The sequence below is a fragment of the Caldicellulosiruptoraceae bacterium PP1 genome, from assembly GCA_041320695.1.
In the GTDB taxonomy this organism is placed as follows: Bacteria; Bacillota; Thermoanaerobacteria; order Caldicellulosiruptorales; family Caldicellulosiruptoraceae; genus JBGGOQ01.
On sequence record JBGGOQ010000008.1, the window covers coordinates 1 to 19714 of the forward strand.

Genomic DNA, 19714 nt, shown 5'->3' on the forward strand with positions numbered 1-19714 from the left:
ATTATTTGTTTTATTTTTCATTTGATTTTATTAACTCTGACGCTCCAATTAAAGTTCCTAAATTTTTAAAAGCATCTGTAGGGATATAAACCTTATTAGCAGGATTCTTTGCAATTTCAATAGATGCTTCTATTTGCCTCATAGCTAATATAACAGAATCAGTTCCGCTATTTTTAATTGCAGCATTTACATAAGCTATTGCATTAGCTTGTGCTTGAGCAACCATTTCTATTGCTTTTGCTTGCCCTTCTGCTTTTAATATTTCTTGTTGCTTCTCACCTTCAGCTCGCTTTATCATTGCTTGTTTATATCCTTCAGCTTTTGCAATTTCACTTTCTCTGATACCTTCAGCTTCTAAAATAACAGCTCTTTTATCTCTTTCTGCTTTCATCTGTTTTTCCATAGCTTGTGTTATCTCAGCTGGTGGAATAATATCTTTTATCTCAACCCTTTTTACTTTTACACCATAATTATCTGTAATATTATCCAATACTGATGTTAACTTTGAATTTATTGTTTCTCTTGAAGAAAAGACCTCATCTAGTGACATATTGCCTATAACATCTCTTAAATTTGTTAACACAGAATACATTATTGCAGCTTGATAATTTTGAATATTATAAGTACACATCTTTGCATCAAAAACTTCAAAAAAAACAATGGAATCAACTTTAATTCTAACATTATCTTTTGTTATAACATCTTGGGGTGGAACATCTAAAATTCTTTCTTGCATATTAACCTTTGATCTTACATTATCAATAAAAGGTATTATGATGTGTATACCTGGCTCTAAAACCCTATGAAACTGGCCAATTCGTTCAATAACATAGCAGTGTTTAGTTCTTACAACCTTAATACTTGATAAGAAGAATATCAAAAAGATAATAACAATAAAAACAACCCAACCAAATGCACCTGACATTTAATTCTCCCCTTCCTTATTAATTTTTTCAACAAATACTTTTAATCCATCTATTTTTATAGCCTTAACCCAATCATTAGGATTAAGTTTTTGATGGCTGTATATATTATAAAAAATACCATCTTTTTTTATTTTACCAGAAAATCCGCTTGTGTCCACTTCTTCCACTTTAAATTGCTCTCCAATTGATACAAAACTCTTATTTTCAATTTTGGGCATATCTTTCATGAACTTTTTGATTTTTGGTCTAAAAACCAAAAATAATACAGTTGTTAAAATGATAAATAGCAAAAGTTCTATTATTAAATTATCAATAAATAAATTAACTATAAATACAATTGCTGCAGAAATATATATTGGAAAGAGGACAAAGCCGGCAAAAGCATCTACAGCTAAAAATCCAAGTGCCACTAATAACCATAAAAAATCTGTTGCATTAACACTCATAAGACCCACCTTCCATTTCTTTAATTTTCTGAATAGATATAAAAAGATTAGATTTTTTTAAATCAATTTTTTCTTTTGTTTTTGAAAATCCAATAGCAGTAATTCCTTCTAATCCCCAAGAGATTTTTATTAAATTTAGTTCTTCAAATATACTAATAATTGCTAATAATTTTAATATCTTCTTTAATGGCTCCATTTCATTTATACCCAAAAAATCATAAGATATAAACCCAATATTTCTTAATTGTTTGTAAACTTCTATAAATTCAATGTTTATTTCAAGATCAATTTTATCAAAATGGCTACTCATTTTATACAAATAAACTGGTTGCTTTAAAATATTTTTCATTATTATATATGAAGGAACATCTAATGCAACAGCTATGTCAAAATCTTTTTCTATAGATGCAATCTTATCAAATCTTGTTACTAATACATCATTATAATAAGCATCACTTAATGAACTTTGATGAATCAACACTCTTTTATTCTGATTGAAAAAATTGAAAATCTCTTCATTAAATTTATCACCTTTTAAAAAATTAATAATTTTTTTCATTGTATCTGGATAAAAACAACCAAACAAAATGTGTTTATCAAGATTATTTTCAAATATTACATCTTCTTTATATATAGTTTTATTTGAAACATCAATTTGAGATAATATTTTAAAGTTATAAAATAAATCCTTATAAATACCACTTATTAAATTCTCATATAAGTCTATAATATATATCTGATTTTTCCTAATACCATTAAATACATTTTTATTTAGTTTCCCAATAACATCTATTTTTTTTATTTCATTGAGTTCATCCATTTCGTAATTTATTGAAAATGAAATTGCTTCAAGGTTTGAATTGTTATTAAACATTATCTTATAATATTGATTTTGATCACCAAAAAATTTAACTGAACTTACCTTAAGGTTTTGAAGCATAAAAATTGGTTCATTATTACCTATTCCATAAGGTTCAAGTAAAGATAGTTGATCAACTAATTCATCATCTATTTCATTTTGCTGCAATTTTATATCAACTTCAATATATGGCTTAAATATCATAAAATTACAATCATTCGCAATTTCATTAAGCATTTTTTCTAATTGTTCAATATTATCTATTTTTAATGATAAACCTGCTGCATGTTCATGGCCACCATACTTAATTAAAGCATCTCTACATTTTGTTAATGCATCATACAAGTTAAACCCTTTTATACTTCTTGCTGAAGCTTTTGCAATATCAAAATCTTCATATGTATAAAGTATTGTCGGTCTATAGTATTTTTCAGTAATTTTCGAAGATGCTATCCCAACAACACCTTGGTGCCAATCTTTATCTCCAATTACAAAAACCTTTTTCCTAAGATTATTTTTATTTAATGAAATCTTTTTAAATGCATCTTTTATGGTGTTTTCTTCTATTAATTGTCTTTTCCTGTTTTCCTCGTCAATAATCTTTGCAAGTTTAAGTGCTTCTTCTTCATTATTGCTTAACAAAAGTCTTAGTGCTAATGATGCATCCGAAATCCTACCTGCTGCATTTAGTCTTGGGCCTAATATAAAAGAAACATCGTTTGTTTTTAATTCACTTTTGTTAGATATCCCAGCTACTTCTATTAATTTTTTCAATCCTATATTGCTTGTATTTCTTAGTTTTTCCAATCCAAACTTAGTAATTATTCTGTTCTCGTCAATTAATGGCATAATATCAACAATTGTTCCGATAGCAACAATATCTAGGTAATTATTAACATCAAAACTAAAACCCTTCATGGCCAATGCTTGAAGAAGTTTAAATGTAACACCAACACCTGCTAATTCTCTAAAATTATATTCAGAATCCTTTCTTTTAGGATTAACTATTGCATCAGCATTTGGTAAAGAATCTTTAGGTTCATGATGGTCTGTTATAATTACAGTTTTCCCACTATTTTTTAAAAACACAACTTCATCAATTGCAGAAATACCACAATCCACTGTTATTAATAAATCAAATTGATCAATAAACTTTTTTAGTACGTCAATATTAAGCCCATATCCATCATTAAATCTATTCGGAATATAATAGCTCAAATTAGAAATATAATTTTTTAAATTATCAAATAATAAATAAGTACTTGCTATTCCATCACAATCATAGTCTCCATAAATTAATACTTTTTGTTTTTTTTCGTAAGCTTTTTTTATTAAAGAAACTGCTTTGTCCATATCTGGTAGCTTAAAAGGATCATGAAAATCATTTAACGAAGGAAATAAAAATTTTTCAATTGCCTCTTTGCTATTATATCCTCTATTTTGCAATATTTTTATTATTTGTGGCTTTATTTTAATATAGTTAATTTCTATTGGATTGATTTCAATACTCTTATATTCTTTCACAATCCAGCGTTTTCTCTGAAATATCATTTAATGTCATTATCCTCCTGAATTTAATAATATAATGATAATATTAAAGTTATTGTTACAAAAAAAGAAGTTAATGCTCCAACAATTGATTGCTTTAAATCATGTCTTTTAATTTCTATTCTTGACCAAATAACAATTGGAATAAATATCAACATCCATACTGTTTTTATACCTGAATAAAAATTTAAAGCAATTATAGGTCCAGTTATTCCACATGAATGTCCACTTGCTTTAAAATGAAATACTTTATTAGTAATAGTTAATATTATAGCAGATATAAAATATGATAAATATAATGTTATCATTGACTTAGTTGGTTTTGATAAAAATAGTAAACTTAAAATACCTAAAAAATATCCCAAAAAACTAAATATAAATGCCAATTTTCTTTCAAATTCTCTTCCTTTTTGTTTATACTTTTTAGTAAAACGTGTCAATATATATGTAACATAAGGTATTAATGAAAAAAATAATAACGAGTTTATATAGTAATAAAAGTTATTATTATAATTTTTATTTGGGTTATCAACCCACATAATTGTAAAAACGAAAAATGCTACAAAAGGAACTGTAAAAATTACACTTACTATATAAGCAATTTTCTTTTTCATAAAAATCATCTCCTAATAACAATTTGATATATTAATTATATTATATAATTTGTTAAATACAAAAAAAGAGGCTATCTTATTATGATAACCTCTTAAATTCTTTTCTTTTTATTTTGTGTTTTTTTCTTACTTAAACTCATTGAAGCTAATATTAATCCTAATATAGGCCCTATAATTACTAAATACCAGTAATACTTAGTAAATTCAAAGCTCCTCTTTATAATAAAACCTATAATAATAAAGGTTAATGCTAATAATAATGATGAAATAAAAGCATTTCTTTTATTGTACTGTTCAGAAAACTCAGCTGTCTCAAATCCTAAATAGGCACAGCCTAATAGCATTGATAAAAAGCTAAGGATTTTTGCAATACGTTCATTCATAGAAAAAAATATCACAAAAATTGATATAACCAATATTAATAAACATGACATAAATAGACTTTTAACATATATCCAAAAAAAATTCCAAAAGTTACTATTCTTAACCTTTTTCTTCATTCAAAATTATCAATAAATTTTGCTCTCAATAAAATTTATTAACCTAAACAATTTTTTAGAACTCTTATTTATAGACCTAATTTTTTTGCTTCTTCTAATAATTTTTCAATTCTGTCTGTTTTCTCCCATGGTAAATCTAAGTCGGTTCTTCCAAAGTGCCCATAAGCAGCAACATTTTTATAAATTGGTCTTCTTAAATTTAAATCACGAATTATTGCAGCAGGTCTTAAATCAAATACTTTTGTAGCAATTTGAGCTAATTTTTCATCATCAATTTTCCCTGTCCCAAAGGTATCAATTCTTACTGATAATGGTTTTGCAACACCAATTGCATAAGCAATTTGAACTTCACATTTCTTAGCTAATCCTGCTGCAACTATATTCTTTGCAACATACCTTGCAGCATAAGAAGCTGATCTATCAACCTTTGTAGGATCTTTTCCTGAAAAAGCTCCACCACCATGTCTCGCATAACCACCGTATGTGTCAACTATTATCTTCCTTCCTGTTAGTCCAGAATCTCCTTGAGGTCCACCAATTACAAATCTACCTGTAGGATTAACATATATTCTTGTATTTTGGTCAATCATTGATTCTGGAACTATTGGTTTTATAACATGTTTTAAAATATCAGCTTCTATAGTAGCATGTGAAACTTCTGGACTATGTTGTGTAGAAACAACAATTGTATCAACTCTAATTGGTTTATCATCTTCATACTCAATAGTCACTTGTGTTTTTCCATCTGGTCTTAAATATGGTAAAGTACCATTCTTTCTAACCTCTGATAATCTTCTTGATAATTTATGAGCAAGTGAAATTGGCATTGGCATAAGTTCAGGCGTTTCATCACATGCAAAGCCAAACATCATACCTTGATCTCCAGCACCAATTGCTTCTATCTCTTCGTCAGTCATTTCACCTGTTTTTGCTTCTAATGCTTTATCAACACCCATTGCAATATCAGGTGATTGTTCATCAATCGCTGTTAGAACAGCACAAGTATCAGCATCAAAACCAAATTTAGCTCTTGTGTAACCTATTTCTCTAATTGTGTCTCTTGCAATCTTTGGTATATCAACATAACATGAAGTAGTAATTTCACCCATAACAAGAACTAGGCCAGTTGTAACTGAAACCTCACAAGCAACTCTAGCATTAGGGTCCTTTTCTAATATTGCATCAAGTACTGAATCAGATATTTGGTCACATATTTTATCTGGATGACCTTCAGTAACAGATTCAGAAGTAAATAGTTTTCTCATTTTTTAACCTCCTAAAAATATTATTACCAAAATAAAATAATATAATTAATGCCTCTTCTGATTAGAAGAGGCAAAACTTTTTATGTTTTTCCTCATCTCTCAGAATACATATTGCATTCTGAAGGAGTTGGCACCATTGCAAAATTGCTGGTTGCCGGGCTTCATAGGGCCTTTTCCCTCCACCTCTCTTGATAAGGAGAAGATATTTACTTTTAAAGCCTAATATATATTAGCAGAATAATTTTCTATTGTCAATAATTTAAAAAAAATATTTAAATTTTTGTTGAATTTCTAAAAATAATTTCGCAATCGATCTCTTGTTTTACTTCATTAATCTTTCCTCTTATCATATTTATTATCATTTTAGCAGCTAATTCACCTAATTTTTCTTTTGGATGATTAATAGAAGTTAACTTTATTTCAGATAAGGTTGATAAAAAAGAATTATCAAAACCAGCAACTGAAATATCTTGTGGAATTTTGTATCCTTTTTCTTTCAAAGTAATGCACATGGAAAGAGCTATTTTATCATTATAACAAACTATACAATCAAACTTTTCTTTATTAACTTTTTTCAATGCTTCAAACTGTATAGTTGAATATTCATCAGTTTCAAACCACAAAATATCATAAGCAACATTATTTTTTTCACAGGCATTCTTAAATCCTTCATATCTCTTTAAGCCTTGTAAATCATCTTTCTTAAAAATTCCTAACAAATTGCTATGCAATTTACATAGTTTATCAACCAATTTAAATACTGCTACAGTATCATTGGTAATAATATAGTTTTTTGATATACTTTCTAAAATAGTATTAATAAATATTGTAGGAATACCTTTTTGATCTAAGGCATTATAAATCATGCTATTTGGTGATTTAAATGCACTTTTTGTAGGTTCTATTATAACTCCAATTATTTTATCGTTTTGCAATATATTATTCAAATGGTACTTTTCAATTTCGTAATTATTATCAGTTGATAATAAAATAAGACCAAAACCTTCTTTTGTCATTATTTTTTCAATTCCTCTAATTATCGAAGGAAAAATATAATCGGAAATATAGGTGGTAAGCACTGCAATATAACGTGCGGTATCATTATAGCCATTTGCAACAAATGTACCTTTTCCTTTAATTGAAACCAAGACTCCTTCAAATGTAAGCTCCATAATAGCACGTCTTACTGTATGACGAGACGCATTAAACTTTTTTGCTAACATATTTTCAGAATAAATTGGCTGTCCTTCTTTGAATTTACCAGATTGAATGCTTTCCTTAATAAAATCAATTATAATTTTATATTTTGTATCCATTTTATTACCTGTGCATACAAGTATTTTAAATAATTATAGCATTAAATGCATACATTTATCAATGATTGTTAGTTATTCACCAATAATTTTTACTAATACTCTTTTTTTTCTTTTTCCATCAAACTCACCATAAAACACCTGTTCCCAGGTACCTAAATCCAATTTACCGTTTGTTATGGCAATAACAACCTCCCTCCCCATTATTGTTCTTTTTAAATGTGCATCAGCGTTATCCTCAAATCCATTATGAAAATATTGACTATAAGGCTTTTCTGGTGCTAACTTTTCGAGCCATATTTCAAAATCTTTATGAAGACCATTTTCATCATCATTTATAAATATACTCGCAGTAATATGCATTGCATTACATAACAATAATCCTTCTTTTATCCCACTTTCTTCAACACATTTTTCTAAAGTTTCAGTTATATTTACAAAAGCTCTCCTAGTAGGAATATTAAAAAATAGTTCTTTTCTATAACTTTTCAATTTAAATTCCCTCCTCTAAATTTGATAATAATTAATTATATTACATTTTAACAAATTACAAAGCAAATTAAAAAATTATAAATTTTAATATAATAAAACCAAACACAATTATAAAAATTTTAATCAAAATACATTAAATGTGGCATATTGAATTGTAGAAGGCTTTTTTGAGGTGATTTTAATGAGAAGAGTTTTTAATAAAAAAGATATTTTTGTTAGATACTCCGGGAATCCAATTATCACTGTATTTGATATTCCGTATTCTGCAAATGCTGTTTTTAATGCTGGTGCTACAAGATTTAATAATGAAGTTCTTTTGCTTTTACGTGTTGAAGATAGACAAGGAAAATCGCATCTTACTGTTGCAAGAAGTAGTGATGGCAAAACAAATTGGAAGATTGATAAAACCCCATTTATTTATCCACAACCTTCAATAAATGTCTATGAAGAATTTGGCTGTGAAGATCCAAGAGTTACCTATATATCTGAAGATGGGTATTATTATATAACTTATACTGCATATTCAAGGTATGGACCTTCGGTTGCTCTTGCAAGAACAAAAAATTTTAAGAAGGCTGAGAAATTAGGTATAATTTTTCCACCCAATAACAAAGACGCTGTTTTATTCCCAGAGAAGGTTAATGGAAAGTACGTATTACTTCATAGACCAGTAGCTGGTGATATAGAACATATATGGATAGCATATTCTGATGACTTAATAAAATGGGGAGGACATGAAGTAGTTCTTGTTGAAAAAGGTGGCCCATGGTGGGATGGTTTTAAAGTAGGTGCTGGATCAGTTCCTATTAAAACAAATGAGGGATGGCTTGTAATATATCATGGGGTTAAAATGATGGCAAGTGGTCCTATTTATAGACTAGGTGCTGCATTGTTGGATATAGAAAACCCTTCAAAGGTCAGAAAAAGATGCCCAGAATGGCTATTGTCTCCACAAGAGGTTTATGAACGAATTGGCGATGTTAATAATGTAGTATTCACTTGTGGGACTGTTGAAGATGGAAATACTATTTATCTTTATTATGGTGCTGCTGATTCATGTATTGCATTAGCATTTGCAGAAATTAATAAAATCCTTTCAATTTTAATAAAAGGTGATTCAAAGTAAAAAAGCTGTCCTTTAAAGGACAGCTTCTCTTAGTCTATTATTTCGTCAATAGGAGCTCCGGGTGGAACAATTGGAAAGGCTTTTTCATCCATATCTAAAACAAAGTCAATAATGGTTGGTCGTCCTGATTCAATTGCCTTTATTATTGCAGTGTCTACCTCTTCTGGTGTTTTAACTCTTATTCCTAAAGCACCATAGGCTTCAGCAAGTTTTACAAAATCTGGTGGTCTATTCAATGTGGTTTGAGAGAATCTCTTTTCATAAAATAAATCTTGCCATTGTCTTACCATCCCTAAAACACCATTATTCATAAGTGCAATTATAACTGGAATATTATAATGAACTGCTGTTGAAAGCTCACCACTATTCATTCTAAATGAACCGTCTCCTGCAACATCAATTACTATTTTATCTTTTTTTGCTATTTTAGCACCAATAGCTGCTCCAAAACCATAACCCATTGTGCCAAGCCCACCTGATGATATGAATTGTCTAGGCCTTTGGTATTTATAAAATTGTGCAGCCCATATTTGATTTTGTCCAACTTCTGTTGTTATAATAGCATCGTTATTAGTAAGTGCAGAAATTCTTTCAATTATATATTGTGGATGAAGTTTACCATCATTGGGGTAGGATAATGGATACTCTTTTTTCCATTCTCTTATTTTATTAATCCATTCACTGTTTGTTTTTTTATTTAAACTTTCATTTAAAATTTTTAGAATATTTTTTACATCACCAACCAAAGCAATATCAGAACCAACATTTTTATCTATTTCTGCAGGATCTATATCAATATGGATAATTTTTGCTTTAGGAGCAAATTTATCAACTCTACTTATTACTCTATCAGAGAATCTTGCTCCTACTGCAATAAGTAAATCACAATTCAAAACAGCATAGTTCGATGTCCTTGAACCATGCATGCCAACTAAACCTGTATAATTAGGATGCAGCGACGGCATCCCTCCTAACCCCATCAAAGTAGTTGCAATAGGTGCATTTATAGTTTCAACAAATTTCAATAGTTCTTCAGAAGCTTCAGAAGAGATTACTCCCCCTCCTGCACAAATAAATGGCCTTTGAGATTCATTTATAATTTCTATTGCTTCTTCAATATCTTCTTTAGAACTAATTATTATCTCTTGCTTTTTATTTGTATCAATTTCAATTTTATCATAATCGACTAATGCAGATGTTACATCTTTACAAACATCTACCAAAACAGGACCAGGACGTCCTGAACGTGCTATATCAAAAGCTTTTCTTATTGTATTTGCTAAATTATTTACATCTTTAACAATAAAATTATGTTTTGTAATTGGCATTGTTATACCAGTTATATCAACTTCTTGGAATGAATCTTTTCCAAGAAGTGATGTTGCAACCTGACCAGTTATTGCAACAACAGGTACGGAATCCATATAAGCCGTAGCTAACCCAGTAACAATATTAGTTGCTCCTGGACCCGAAGTTGTAAAAACAACACCAACTTTTCCTGAAGCTCTTGCATATCCATCTGCTGCATGAGAAGCATGTTGTTCATGTGACGTTAAATAATGTATTATTTCATCTTGATGTTTATATAATGAATCATATATATTTAATGCTGCTCCTCCTGGATAACCAAAAATTTCTTTCACACCTTGTTCTTTTAAACATTCTATTATTATTTCAGAACCTGTTAACTTCAATAAAAACCCTCCATTCTCACTTATTAATCTAAAATAGCACCAGTTGAAGCAGATTTAACTAGTTTTGAATATCTTCTTAAATATCCTGTTTTTATTTTTGGTTCAAATTCCGGTAACTCTTTTAATCTTCTTTCAATTTCATCTTGAGTTAATTCAATATTTAAAGTTTTATTTTCGATATCATATGAGATAATATCGCCATCTTGAACTATGGCAATAGGTCCTTTTTCAGCAGCTTCAGGAGAAACATGTCCAAAGCACGCACCTCGTGTTGCTCCAGAAAATCTCCCATCAGTAATTAATGCTACATGTTCAATAAGACCAACCCCTGCAAGAGCTGATGTTGGTGAAAGCATTTCTCTCATTCCGGGGCCACCTTTTGGACCTTCATATCTTATCACAATGACATCGCCTTTTTGTATTTTACCATTAATAATTGCATCAAAAACATCTTCACCATTTTCAAAAACTTTAGCTGGGCCTCTATGCTTTAACATACTTTGAGGTACTGCACTCTTCTTTATAACAGAACCGTCAGGTGCAAGATTCCCTTTTACAATAACTAGTCCACCTGTCTTAGAATATGGACAATCAATTGGTTTAATAACATTGTAATCTTTCACTTTGACATTATTTATATTCTCTGCAATAGTTTTAAGATTTACTGTTAAAAGATCAGTATTAATTAAATTAAGTTTTGAAAGTTCATTCATTAAGGCCTGTATTCCACCAGCATAATATAAATCTTCTATATGATGTTGTCCTGCCGGTGCTAATTTGCATAAGTTAGGGGTTCTATCACTTATTGAATTGATTAAATCTAAATCTATATTAATACCTAGTTCATGAGCAATTGCTAAAAGGTGTAGAACAGTATTTGTAGAACAGCCCAAAGCCATATCTACTGTTAAAGCATTTTCAAATGATTTTATGCTTAAAATATCAGAAGGTTTTATATCTTTTTCAATTAGCTCTACTATTTTCATACCAGCTTGTTTTGCAAGTCTAATTCGTTCAGCCGAATTAGCTAAAATAGTTCCGTTTCCAGGTAACCCTAAACCAAGAACCTCTGTAAGACAATTCATTGAATTTGCTGTAAACATTCCTGAACATGACCCACAACCTGGACAAGCATAATTTTCAAGCTCTAATAATTCTTCTTCGGTTATTTTATTGGTTGTAAATTCTCCTACACCTTCAAATACACTATTTAAATCAACAACTTTATTTTTTACCCTTCCTGCTTGCATAGGGCCACCACTAACAACAATTGCTGGAATATTAACTCTTGCAAGTGCCATAAGCATTCCAGGAACTATTTTATCGCAATTGGGTATTAAAACCATTCCATCAAACTGATGTGCCATAACCATTGATTCAACTGAATCAGCAATTAATTCTCTTGTTACTAAAGAATATTTCATTCCAATATGCCCCATAGCAATACCATCGCAAACACCAATTACATTAAATTCAATAGGTGTTGCACCAGCAAGTCTTATTCCCGCTTTTACTGCCTCTGCTATTTTATCTAAGTGAACATGTCCAGGAATTATCTCATTCCATGAGTTTACAACTGCTACTAAAGGTCTTTGTAGTTCTTCATCAGTATATCCCATTGCTTTAAATAGTGACCTTTGTGGAGCTTTTGCAAATCCTTTTTTTACAGTGTCACTTCTCATAATATCATCTCCTATCTAATATATATCAACACCATCAATTTGAGTAATTTTTTTGAATTCTTCCATTAACTTTTTAGTAATAGGACCAACTTCACCATTCCCGATTTTTCTTCCATCAACTTCAGTAACTGCAATAACTTCTGCAGCTGTACCAGTAAAGAAACACTCGTCAGCATTATATAAATTAAATAATGTAAACACTTTTTCAGATACTTTATATTCTAAATCAGAAGCTAATTTAATTACTGTTTTTCTTGTTATGCCATCTAATGCACCAAGATAAACTGGTGGAGTTATTAACTCTCCGTCTTTAACTATAAATATATTATCACCGGTACATTCTGTTACAAATCCATCTTGTGTAAGCATTATTGCTTCTGGAACTCCTGCACGATTAGCTTCTATTTTTGCCAAAATATTGTTAAGATAATTGAGTGATTTGATTTGTGGATCTACGCATTGTGGACTATTACGTCTTGTTGAAGCAGTTATAACCTTCATTCCTTTTTCGTACATTTCTTGAGGATATAAAACTATCGAATCGGCAATTATTACTATTGTTGGTTTTGGACATTTAGTTGGCGATAGTCCTAAATCGCCTGAACCACGAGAAACTACTAACCTAATATATCCATCTTTTATATTGTTAGCACGGCAAGTTTTAATTAGTGCTTGTGTCATATCTTCTTTAGAAATTGGAATTTCCATATAAATTGCTTTTGCTGCAGCGTATAATCTGTCTATATGTTCTTTACATTTAAAAATCTTCCCATTATATGCCCTAATTCCTTCAAAAACACCATCACCATATAGAAAACCATGATCAAATACAGATATTTTTGCTTCTGATTTTTTATATAACTCTCCATCTATATAGACTAGTTTCTCTTCCATTTTAATTTCCTCCTATTAAGTTTATTAAATTAATTATTAATTTTATAATATTTAGGGGAATTATGTCGATACTTTTTTTATTAAAAAAACTTTATTTTTAATGATTTTTGCAAAAGATTTCTGGGTATAAATTTATAAAATAAATTTTTTAATAAGGAGAGAATTCAAATGAAAACAAAAATTGCTAAAATACTAGAATTTGGAATGAAAATGGAGAAAAATGCAAAGGATTTTTATTCTTTTTATGCAAATTCGCTTGAAGATGAATCATTAAAAGCATTATTTAATGAATTAATAAAAATAGAAGAAGAACATTTTAAATTTTTAAAAAGTAAATATGATAAGTTAGATGTGCCAACACCTCCTCAAGAAATTTCGTGGGTTGTAGATATTCAAAATAAAATGGTAGATCCTCATATACTAGCAGATAACTCTGAATTAACTAAATTACCTCTTTCAGACATTGCAATTTTAAGATTAGCATATTTAATTGAAAGTGATTTTGCATCATTTTATAAGAATGCAGCTGAAAAGGTTGATCAACAAGATGTAAAAGAATTTTTACTTGAGCTTGCAAAATGGGAAGAAGAACATGAAAATCTATTTAAAAACAGGTATACAGAACAAATAAAAAAAGCGTGGGAAGATTTAGATATCTTTTAATAAAAAATAACATATTATTAGAATTATTATAAGAGGGTGTCTCAAAAGATAATTGAGCACCCTCTTATGTTTTACATATTGTCGGTATTTAGTATTTATCTGTTATATAAAGCACTAAATATAAAAGAATAATATGTTTTTGGACAGCCTTATAATTTAATTAGTTTAACATTGTTCTAAAATCTGACATACCCAATAGTATGTTTTTACAACATTATCTAAAATAATATACTCAGATTCACTGTGAGCATTATAATAGCCAACAGAAAGATTTAAGCAATTAATACCTAATTTATCATAAATAATTCTTACATCAGCAATATTAGGGCTTTTCTCTCTCTTTGTGTATATACCAATAGATTTTGCAGCATTTTTAACCTTATCAATATACTCTTCTTTTACACAGATATCTTTGCCTGCATAACTAACAATAATATCTCCGTAACCTTTTCTATCAAGACCTATACATAATTTTGTTCCATTAAAAAACTTTTGTTGGTTTTGCAAAAAGTATTTAATTCCTTGATGTTCATCTTCACAATATGTTGTAATAATAAATTTAAATGGAAAATCTGTAAATCTCAAAAGTGCTAGAATAATTGCAATTCCGCATCTATCATCACCACCAATAGGTCTAATTCCATTGCTTTTTATTATGTCTTTTTTGTGGTCATAATTAATCTCAAACATCCAATTCTTACCTACATTTTCTTTTCCAATTGAATCATAGTGAGCATTAAATACAATGCAAGGATTTTTACCTCTTTCTCCAAATGTATTTCCAATTTTGTCATCATCATAAAAAACATTAATTGAACTAAGTTCATCCTCAACATAATATTTGAGTTCCTGTTCTCTTCCTGGAAATGATTCAATCATACACATCTTAATTAATTGAGATTTAATATAATCCCTTACCCCTCAGACATAAAAATCGTTCTCCATAAAATATTTATATTTTTATTATACTATTTTTTATCAAATATTAATAAAATATTTTAAAAAAGGCTCTGCAAAATGCAAAGCCTTTAATCATATTGAATTTGTCCATTTACCACATCTATCTCCCCACATTGCAATAACTTTATCTTCCATTATTACCTTCACTACTTCACATCTATTTGAGCACCCTTTACATTCAAATGAAGATGTTTTAAAGTCAATATCTTTTGCATTAAATCCTCTAAAATTTGTCTTCCTATTTGTATTTCTTATATAATCTCTCGCAAGAATTGCAGCACCAATAGCTCCCATTACATTGAAATGTTCTGGAATAATTATCTCCTCACCAAGTTCCCTTTCAAAAGCAGCTTTAATTCCATGATTTGCAGCAACCCCACCTTGAAAAACAAAAGGTTTTTCCAGTTTTTTCCCTCTGCCTACATTATTCAAATAATTTCTTACCAAGGCATCACAAAGTCCTCTAATTATTTCAGCTTTAGAAAAACCAAACTGTTGTTTGGCAATCATATCAGATTCAGCAAAAACAGTACATCTACCTGCAATTCTTACTGGAGTTTTTGCTAATAGAGCCATTTCACCAAATTGTTCTATAGGGATTTTTAATCTTTCACTTTGGTGATCCAAAAATGAACCAGTTCCAGCTGCACAAACAGTATTCATTGCAAAGTCAACAACCATTTGGTCTCTAATAATAATAATTTTTGAATCTTGGCCACCAATTTCAAAAATAGTTCTGACATCGGGTACAAAATTAATAGTAGCTGTTGCGTGTGCCGTTATCTCATTTTTTATTACATCAGCACCAACAATTGCTCCTGCAAGCTGTCGTCCACTACCAGTTGTTCCTACACCAATAACATTTATTTGTCCTAAAGTATCTTCTAATTGCTTTAGACCTTCTTTTACAGAGTCAATTGGTTGTCCATTTGTCCTTATATATGTTTTAAATAGAACATTTACATCTTTATCTATTGCAATAACATTTGTTGAGACAGAACCTACATCAATACCAATATATATTTCTCTCATGCTACTACAACCCTTTCATTTTTATCTAGTTGTTTTTTTATGCCTTTTTTCCTATTTTTCAATAAGTCAATAAATGCTTCTATTCTTGTTTGTGTATTCGCTTTACCAGTCTGTTCATCAATAGGCAATGATAAAATAGGAATATCCTCTTCTTTCGAAATTTTGTGTATTAAGCTTTGAGTTACTAATTCTGGCAAACATGCAAAAGGCATTAAATGTATAATTCCATCAAAACCTCTTTCTTTATAATCTATTATATGACCAACTGTTTCAACAGCATGACCGCCAATTAGTATTTTTATGTATTTCTGCCCCTTCTTAATTAAATCTTTAAATCTTTTAGGCCTTAAAGACCACGGGACTAGGTTATCTCTAACCCATTCAGAAAGATATAAAGCCCTTTCAACCTCAACGCCTAAATTCCCAAGTAATTCTTCAATACCAAAATTTATAGAACTCTCCATAACAACATAGATTTCCCCAACAATACCAATTCTAATTTTTTCATTTTCATTAACTTTTTTTATAGGAATTTCTTCAAGCATTCTTTTACACTCTAAATATGTATTTTCTAATTCTTTTTTAGTTTTAATTTTATCAAATCTGTTTAATATTTCATTCCATACTTTAGTTGTTTGCCCTTTTTGTATTTCGTATGGTCTTATTTTTTGACTTAATTTTTCTAATTCATCAAGTTTTTGAATGAATTTATATAGCGTAATTACTCTATTAATTACTTTAAACCATGGCAATCTATTCCTTAATTTATTAATGTTTTGCAAAAAAGCTTTCCAATTGTCCTGTGGAGCATCAAGAATAATTAATTCTACATTATCATAACCCAAATTTTTTAAAATTAGTTTATGAGTATCTCCATAAAATCCCGCTCTACAAGGGCCATGTCCACCTGATGTAACTAATACTTCAGCCCCCATATTGATTGCTTCAATGTAACTGCCCATTACCATTTTTAGAGGAATACATGCAAATTCAGGAGAATATTTCACACCTAAATCCATTGTTTTTTGCGTTGGTTTTGGTGGCATTATCACTTCATGTCCTAAAAATTCAAATAATTTCTTGTATACAATTGTTGAACCCATATATGGAAAAGAAATTCTCATAATTTAACCTCCAAAGTTTGGGCTTTTTTTCTTTTAATCATATCAGTAAAAGCTTCAATTCTTGTAACTAAATGTCCTTCTCCGGTATGTTCATCTATCCTTAAAGTTGTAAAAGGAATTGATCTTTCATCACATTCATATTGAAGAAATTTACCAACAATTGCATCTGGACCACAGCCAAAAGCTGTTACGTGGATCATACCATCAATGATATTATTATTTAAGTAATAAAGTCCAGCACCTAATACCCTATTACTGAATGTCCAAAAAAGTTTCTTACGATACTTAGATAACTGTTTGTATGCGTCATCATGATTTACCATCTCAAACGTAAAAATATTTACATTTAATTCTTCTAACTTTTTAACAACATCAAGACTTATGAAAGGATCATAAAGGTTATAAACATATCCTAAAACGGCAATATTTATTTCACCGTTTTTCTTTATACTATAAAGGTATTCCTCCCAAAAGTTTTGTTTATATGAAAACAATGCTTTATCTAAACTTAGTCCATTATGTAAAAGCTTTTTAAATCTAGTAAAAACTTTATTAGCTTTTTTAAGAGCATTATTAAGCTCACGATATGAAAATCCAAATTTATCTATAAGTATATCATAGCTTCTTGGATCACATATATCTTCTGATATATCATTAATTATAGGGCTAATTATTTTCTTTTCTGAATTTTCAACAGTCCCTACAATTATATCGGGTAGTCCCATAAATTTAGGACAAAAGTATTCATTTTTCTGAATACTCGAAAATCTAGGAATAAAGACAAAATCTGAATTATTCAAACAATCTATAACATGTCCTGTGTATATCTTTATAGGAGCACAGATATCAGCAACAGCAGCTTTTGAACCATTATCAAGAATATCTTTTGTTGTAAGGCCACTTTCATAAACCTCAAAACCAAGTTCTGTAAAAAGTCTCTCCCAAAAAGGAAGGTAGTAATAATACAATAATGCTTGTGGTATTCCAATTTTCATAATTCTGACCCCTTTTTATAAAAATCAGCCTAATATATTATATCATAATTTTAACAAAAATAGCTGCTGATTTGTCAGCAGCTATTTTTCATTCTCGTGGCTTCATTGTTGGAAATAATAAAACATCACGTATAGAATAAGAATCAGTTAATAGCATTACAAGCCTATCAATTCCAATTCCAAGGCCTCCTGTTGGTGGCATTCCATATTCTAATGCCTCTATAAAGTCCTCATCCATCATATGAGCTTCTTGGTTACCTTTTTGCCTTTCTTTAAGCTGTTCTAAAAATCTTTCTTTTTGATCAAAAGGATCATTTAACTCTGAAAATGCATTTGCAAGCTCTCGACATGTAATAAATAATTCAAATCTCTCAGTAAAGTTGTTATTATCTTGCTTTCTTTTTGCAAGCGGTGACACTTCAACTGGATAATCCATAATAAATGTTGGTTGAACTAAATGTTCTTCAACCTTCTGTTCAAAAACCTCATTTATTATATGTCCAATTGAATACCTTTCTTCTATCTCAACACCTAATTCATTAGCTAAATTTCTTGCTTGTTCTAAAGAAGTTACATTTGAAAAATCTACGTTTGTATATTTCTTAATTGCATCTACCATTGTCAGCCTATCCCATGGAGGAGTTAAATCAATTTCTTGTCCTTGATAGTTTATCTTTAAAGTCCCTAAAACTTCTTTAGCAGCATTAACAATTAAGTTTTCTGTTAAATCCATCATATCTTTGTAATCTGCATAAGCTTGATAAATTTCAATAGTTGTAAATTCTGGATTATGTTTTATAGAGATCCCTTCATTTCTGAATACCCTTCCAAGTTCATAAACTTTATCATAACCACCAACAATTAAACGTTTTAAATGAAGCTCTGTTGCAATTCTTAAATATAGATCAATATCAAGTGCATTATGATGAGTAATAAATGGCCTTGCTGCAGCTCCTCCTGCTATAGTATTTAAAACAGGGGTTTCTACCTCCAAAAAACCATTTTCATCTAAGTATCTCCTAATGTTTCTAATTATTAAGCTTCTCTTAATAAAAGTTTCTTTCACATTAGGATTAACAATTAAATCAAGATATCTTTTTCTATAACGTGTATCAACATCTTTTAATCCATGCCATTTTTCTGGTAACGGTCTTATACATTTTGATAATAATTCAATATATTTAACTTTAATTGAAATTTCACCTTTATGAGTTTTAAATACATCACCTTTAACACCTATTATATCACCTAAATCAAAATCCAAAAATTGCTTATAGGTTTCTTCACCAACTTCATCAATCTTAACATAGATTTGTATTCTACCAGTAGTATCAAGTAGATCAGCAAAAGTAGCTTTGCCATGACCTCTTTTTGACATGAGTCTACCTGCAACAGACACTTCTTTCCCTTCAAAGCTCTCAAAGTTTTCTTTTATTTTTGTTGCATAATCCTTGATATCGTATTTTACTTTGTTGTAAGGATTTTGATTGTATTCTTGCAATTGTCTTAATTTATTTATTCTATTTTGTATTTGTTCATTTAATTCTTCTTGGGTAAATTCAAACTCTGACATAAACTTCA

The 19714-nt window shown here is 29.4% G+C and carries 18 protein-coding genes and 1 riboswitch; of the genes, 2 read left to right on the forward strand and 16 right to left on the reverse strand.

The window, feature by feature from the left end:
• Positions 1-10: 10 nt before the first annotated feature.
• The 8 genes from ACAG39_09690 to ACAG39_09725 all read right to left on the reverse strand — a co-directional run bounded on the left by ACAG39_09690 (position 11) and on the right by ACAG39_09725 (position 7963).
• Complete coding sequence (locus ACAG39_09690; GenBank protein ID MEZ0537501.1) at positions 11-925, reverse strand: SPFH domain-containing protein; 915 nt, start codon at positions 923-925, stop codon at positions 11-13.
• Positions 926-1372, reverse strand: coding sequence for an NfeD family protein (locus tag ACAG39_09695; GenBank protein ID MEZ0537502.1), 447 nt, complete (start codon positions 1370-1372; stop codon positions 926-928).
• Positions 1362-3782: a single-stranded-DNA-specific exonuclease RecJ gene (gene recJ, locus ACAG39_09700; GenBank protein ID MEZ0537503.1), complete on the reverse strand. Its 2421-nt coding sequence runs from the start codon at positions 3780-3782 to the stop codon at positions 1362-1364. Before recJ ends, ACAG39_09695 begins: the two co-directional genes overlap by 11 nt.
• Before the next feature lie 23 nt (positions 3783-3805).
• Complete coding sequence (locus ACAG39_09705) at positions 3806-4393, reverse strand: hypothetical protein (protein ID MEZ0537504.1); 588 nt, start codon at positions 4391-4393, stop codon at positions 3806-3808.
• A gap of 92 nt (positions 4394-4485) precedes the next feature.
• Positions 4486-4776 carry a hypothetical protein gene (locus tag ACAG39_09710; GenBank protein ID MEZ0537505.1) on the reverse strand — a complete coding sequence of 97 codons (291 nt, stop codon included), beginning with the start codon at positions 4774-4776 and terminating at the stop codon, positions 4486-4488.
• Positions 4777-4961: 185 nt separating this feature from the next.
• Positions 4962-6158: a methionine adenosyltransferase gene (gene metK, locus ACAG39_09715; GenBank protein ID MEZ0537506.1), complete on the reverse strand. Its 1197-nt coding sequence runs from the start codon at positions 6156-6158 to the stop codon at positions 4962-4964.
• Between the two features lie 89 nt (positions 6159-6247).
• Positions 6248-6356, reverse strand: a riboswitch (SAM riboswitch).
• A 74-nt stretch (positions 6357-6430) separates the two neighbouring features.
• Positions 6431-7474 (reverse strand): GntR family transcriptional regulator, encoded by a 1044-nt coding sequence (locus ACAG39_09720; protein ID MEZ0537507.1) that lies wholly within the window; start codon positions 7472-7474, stop codon positions 6431-6433.
• A 72-nt stretch (positions 7475-7546) separates the two neighbouring features.
• On the reverse strand, positions 7547-7963 hold the full coding sequence (locus ACAG39_09725) for a secondary thiamine-phosphate synthase enzyme YjbQ (GenBank protein ID MEZ0537508.1): 417 nt from the start codon (positions 7961-7963) through the stop codon (positions 7547-7549).
• 181 nt (positions 7964-8144) lie between these two features.
• On the opposite strand from ACAG39_09725, the gene ACAG39_09730 reads away from it, so the two are divergent.
• Entirely contained in the window at positions 8145-9089 is a 945-nt protein-coding gene (locus ACAG39_09730; protein ID MEZ0537509.1) for a glycosidase, read from the forward strand.
• 29 nt (positions 9090-9118) lie between these two features.
• Here ACAG39_09730 and ilvB read toward each other — a convergent pair whose 3' ends face one another.
• From ilvB to ilvE, 3 genes are read right to left on the reverse strand one after another with little or no spacing between them, the layout of a single operon-like run.
• Positions 9119-10783 carry a biosynthetic-type acetolactate synthase large subunit gene (gene ilvB, locus ACAG39_09735; GenBank protein ID MEZ0537510.1) on the reverse strand — a complete coding sequence of 555 codons (1665 nt, stop codon included), beginning with the start codon at positions 10781-10783 and terminating at the stop codon, positions 9119-9121.
• A gap of 23 nt (positions 10784-10806) precedes the next feature.
• Positions 10807-12465, reverse strand: coding sequence for a dihydroxy-acid dehydratase (gene ilvD / locus ACAG39_09740; protein MEZ0537511.1), 1659 nt, complete (start codon positions 12463-12465; stop codon positions 10807-10809).
• 15 nt (positions 12466-12480) lie between these two features.
• Positions 12481-13359: a branched-chain-amino-acid transaminase gene (ilvE, locus tag ACAG39_09745; GenBank protein MEZ0537512.1), complete on the reverse strand. Its 879-nt coding sequence runs from the start codon at positions 13357-13359 to the stop codon at positions 12481-12483.
• Positions 13360-13527: 168 nt separating this feature from the next.
• On the opposite strand from ilvE, the gene ACAG39_09750 reads away from it, so the two are divergent.
• Positions 13528-14022, forward strand: a complete 495-nt coding sequence (locus tag ACAG39_09750) for a ferritin family protein (GenBank protein MEZ0537513.1) — start codon at positions 13528-13530, stop codon at positions 14020-14022.
• A gap of 165 nt (positions 14023-14187) precedes the next feature.
• On the opposite strand, the gene ACAG39_09755 is transcribed toward ACAG39_09750, so the two are convergent.
• The 5 genes from ACAG39_09755 to lysS all read right to left on the reverse strand — a co-directional run bounded on the left by ACAG39_09755 (position 14188) and on the right by lysS (position 19706).
• A complete protein-coding gene (locus ACAG39_09755; protein ID MEZ0537514.1) occupies positions 14188-14901 on the reverse strand; it encodes a peptidase M42 in 714 nt (237 codons plus the stop codon).
• A 153-nt stretch (positions 14902-15054) separates the two neighbouring features.
• Positions 15055-16014 (reverse strand): acyl-CoA dehydratase activase, encoded by a 960-nt coding sequence (locus ACAG39_09760; GenBank protein MEZ0537515.1) that lies wholly within the window; start codon positions 16012-16014, stop codon positions 15055-15057.
• Positions 16011-17138: a 2-hydroxyacyl-CoA dehydratase gene (locus ACAG39_09765; GenBank protein MEZ0537516.1), complete on the reverse strand. Its 1128-nt coding sequence runs from the start codon at positions 17136-17138 to the stop codon at positions 16011-16013. The genes ACAG39_09760 and ACAG39_09765 overlap by 4 nt, the downstream gene beginning before the upstream one ends.
• Entirely contained in the window at positions 17135-18133 is a 999-nt protein-coding gene (locus ACAG39_09770) for an acyl-CoA dehydratase activase-related protein (GenBank protein ID MEZ0537517.1), read from the reverse strand. Before ACAG39_09770 ends, ACAG39_09765 begins: the two co-directional genes overlap by 4 nt.
• A gap of 88 nt (positions 18134-18221) precedes the next feature.
• Positions 18222-19706: a lysine--tRNA ligase gene (lysS, locus tag ACAG39_09775; GenBank protein MEZ0537518.1), complete on the reverse strand. Its 1485-nt coding sequence runs from the start codon at positions 19704-19706 to the stop codon at positions 18222-18224.
• Positions 19707-19714: the final 8 nt, after the last annotated feature.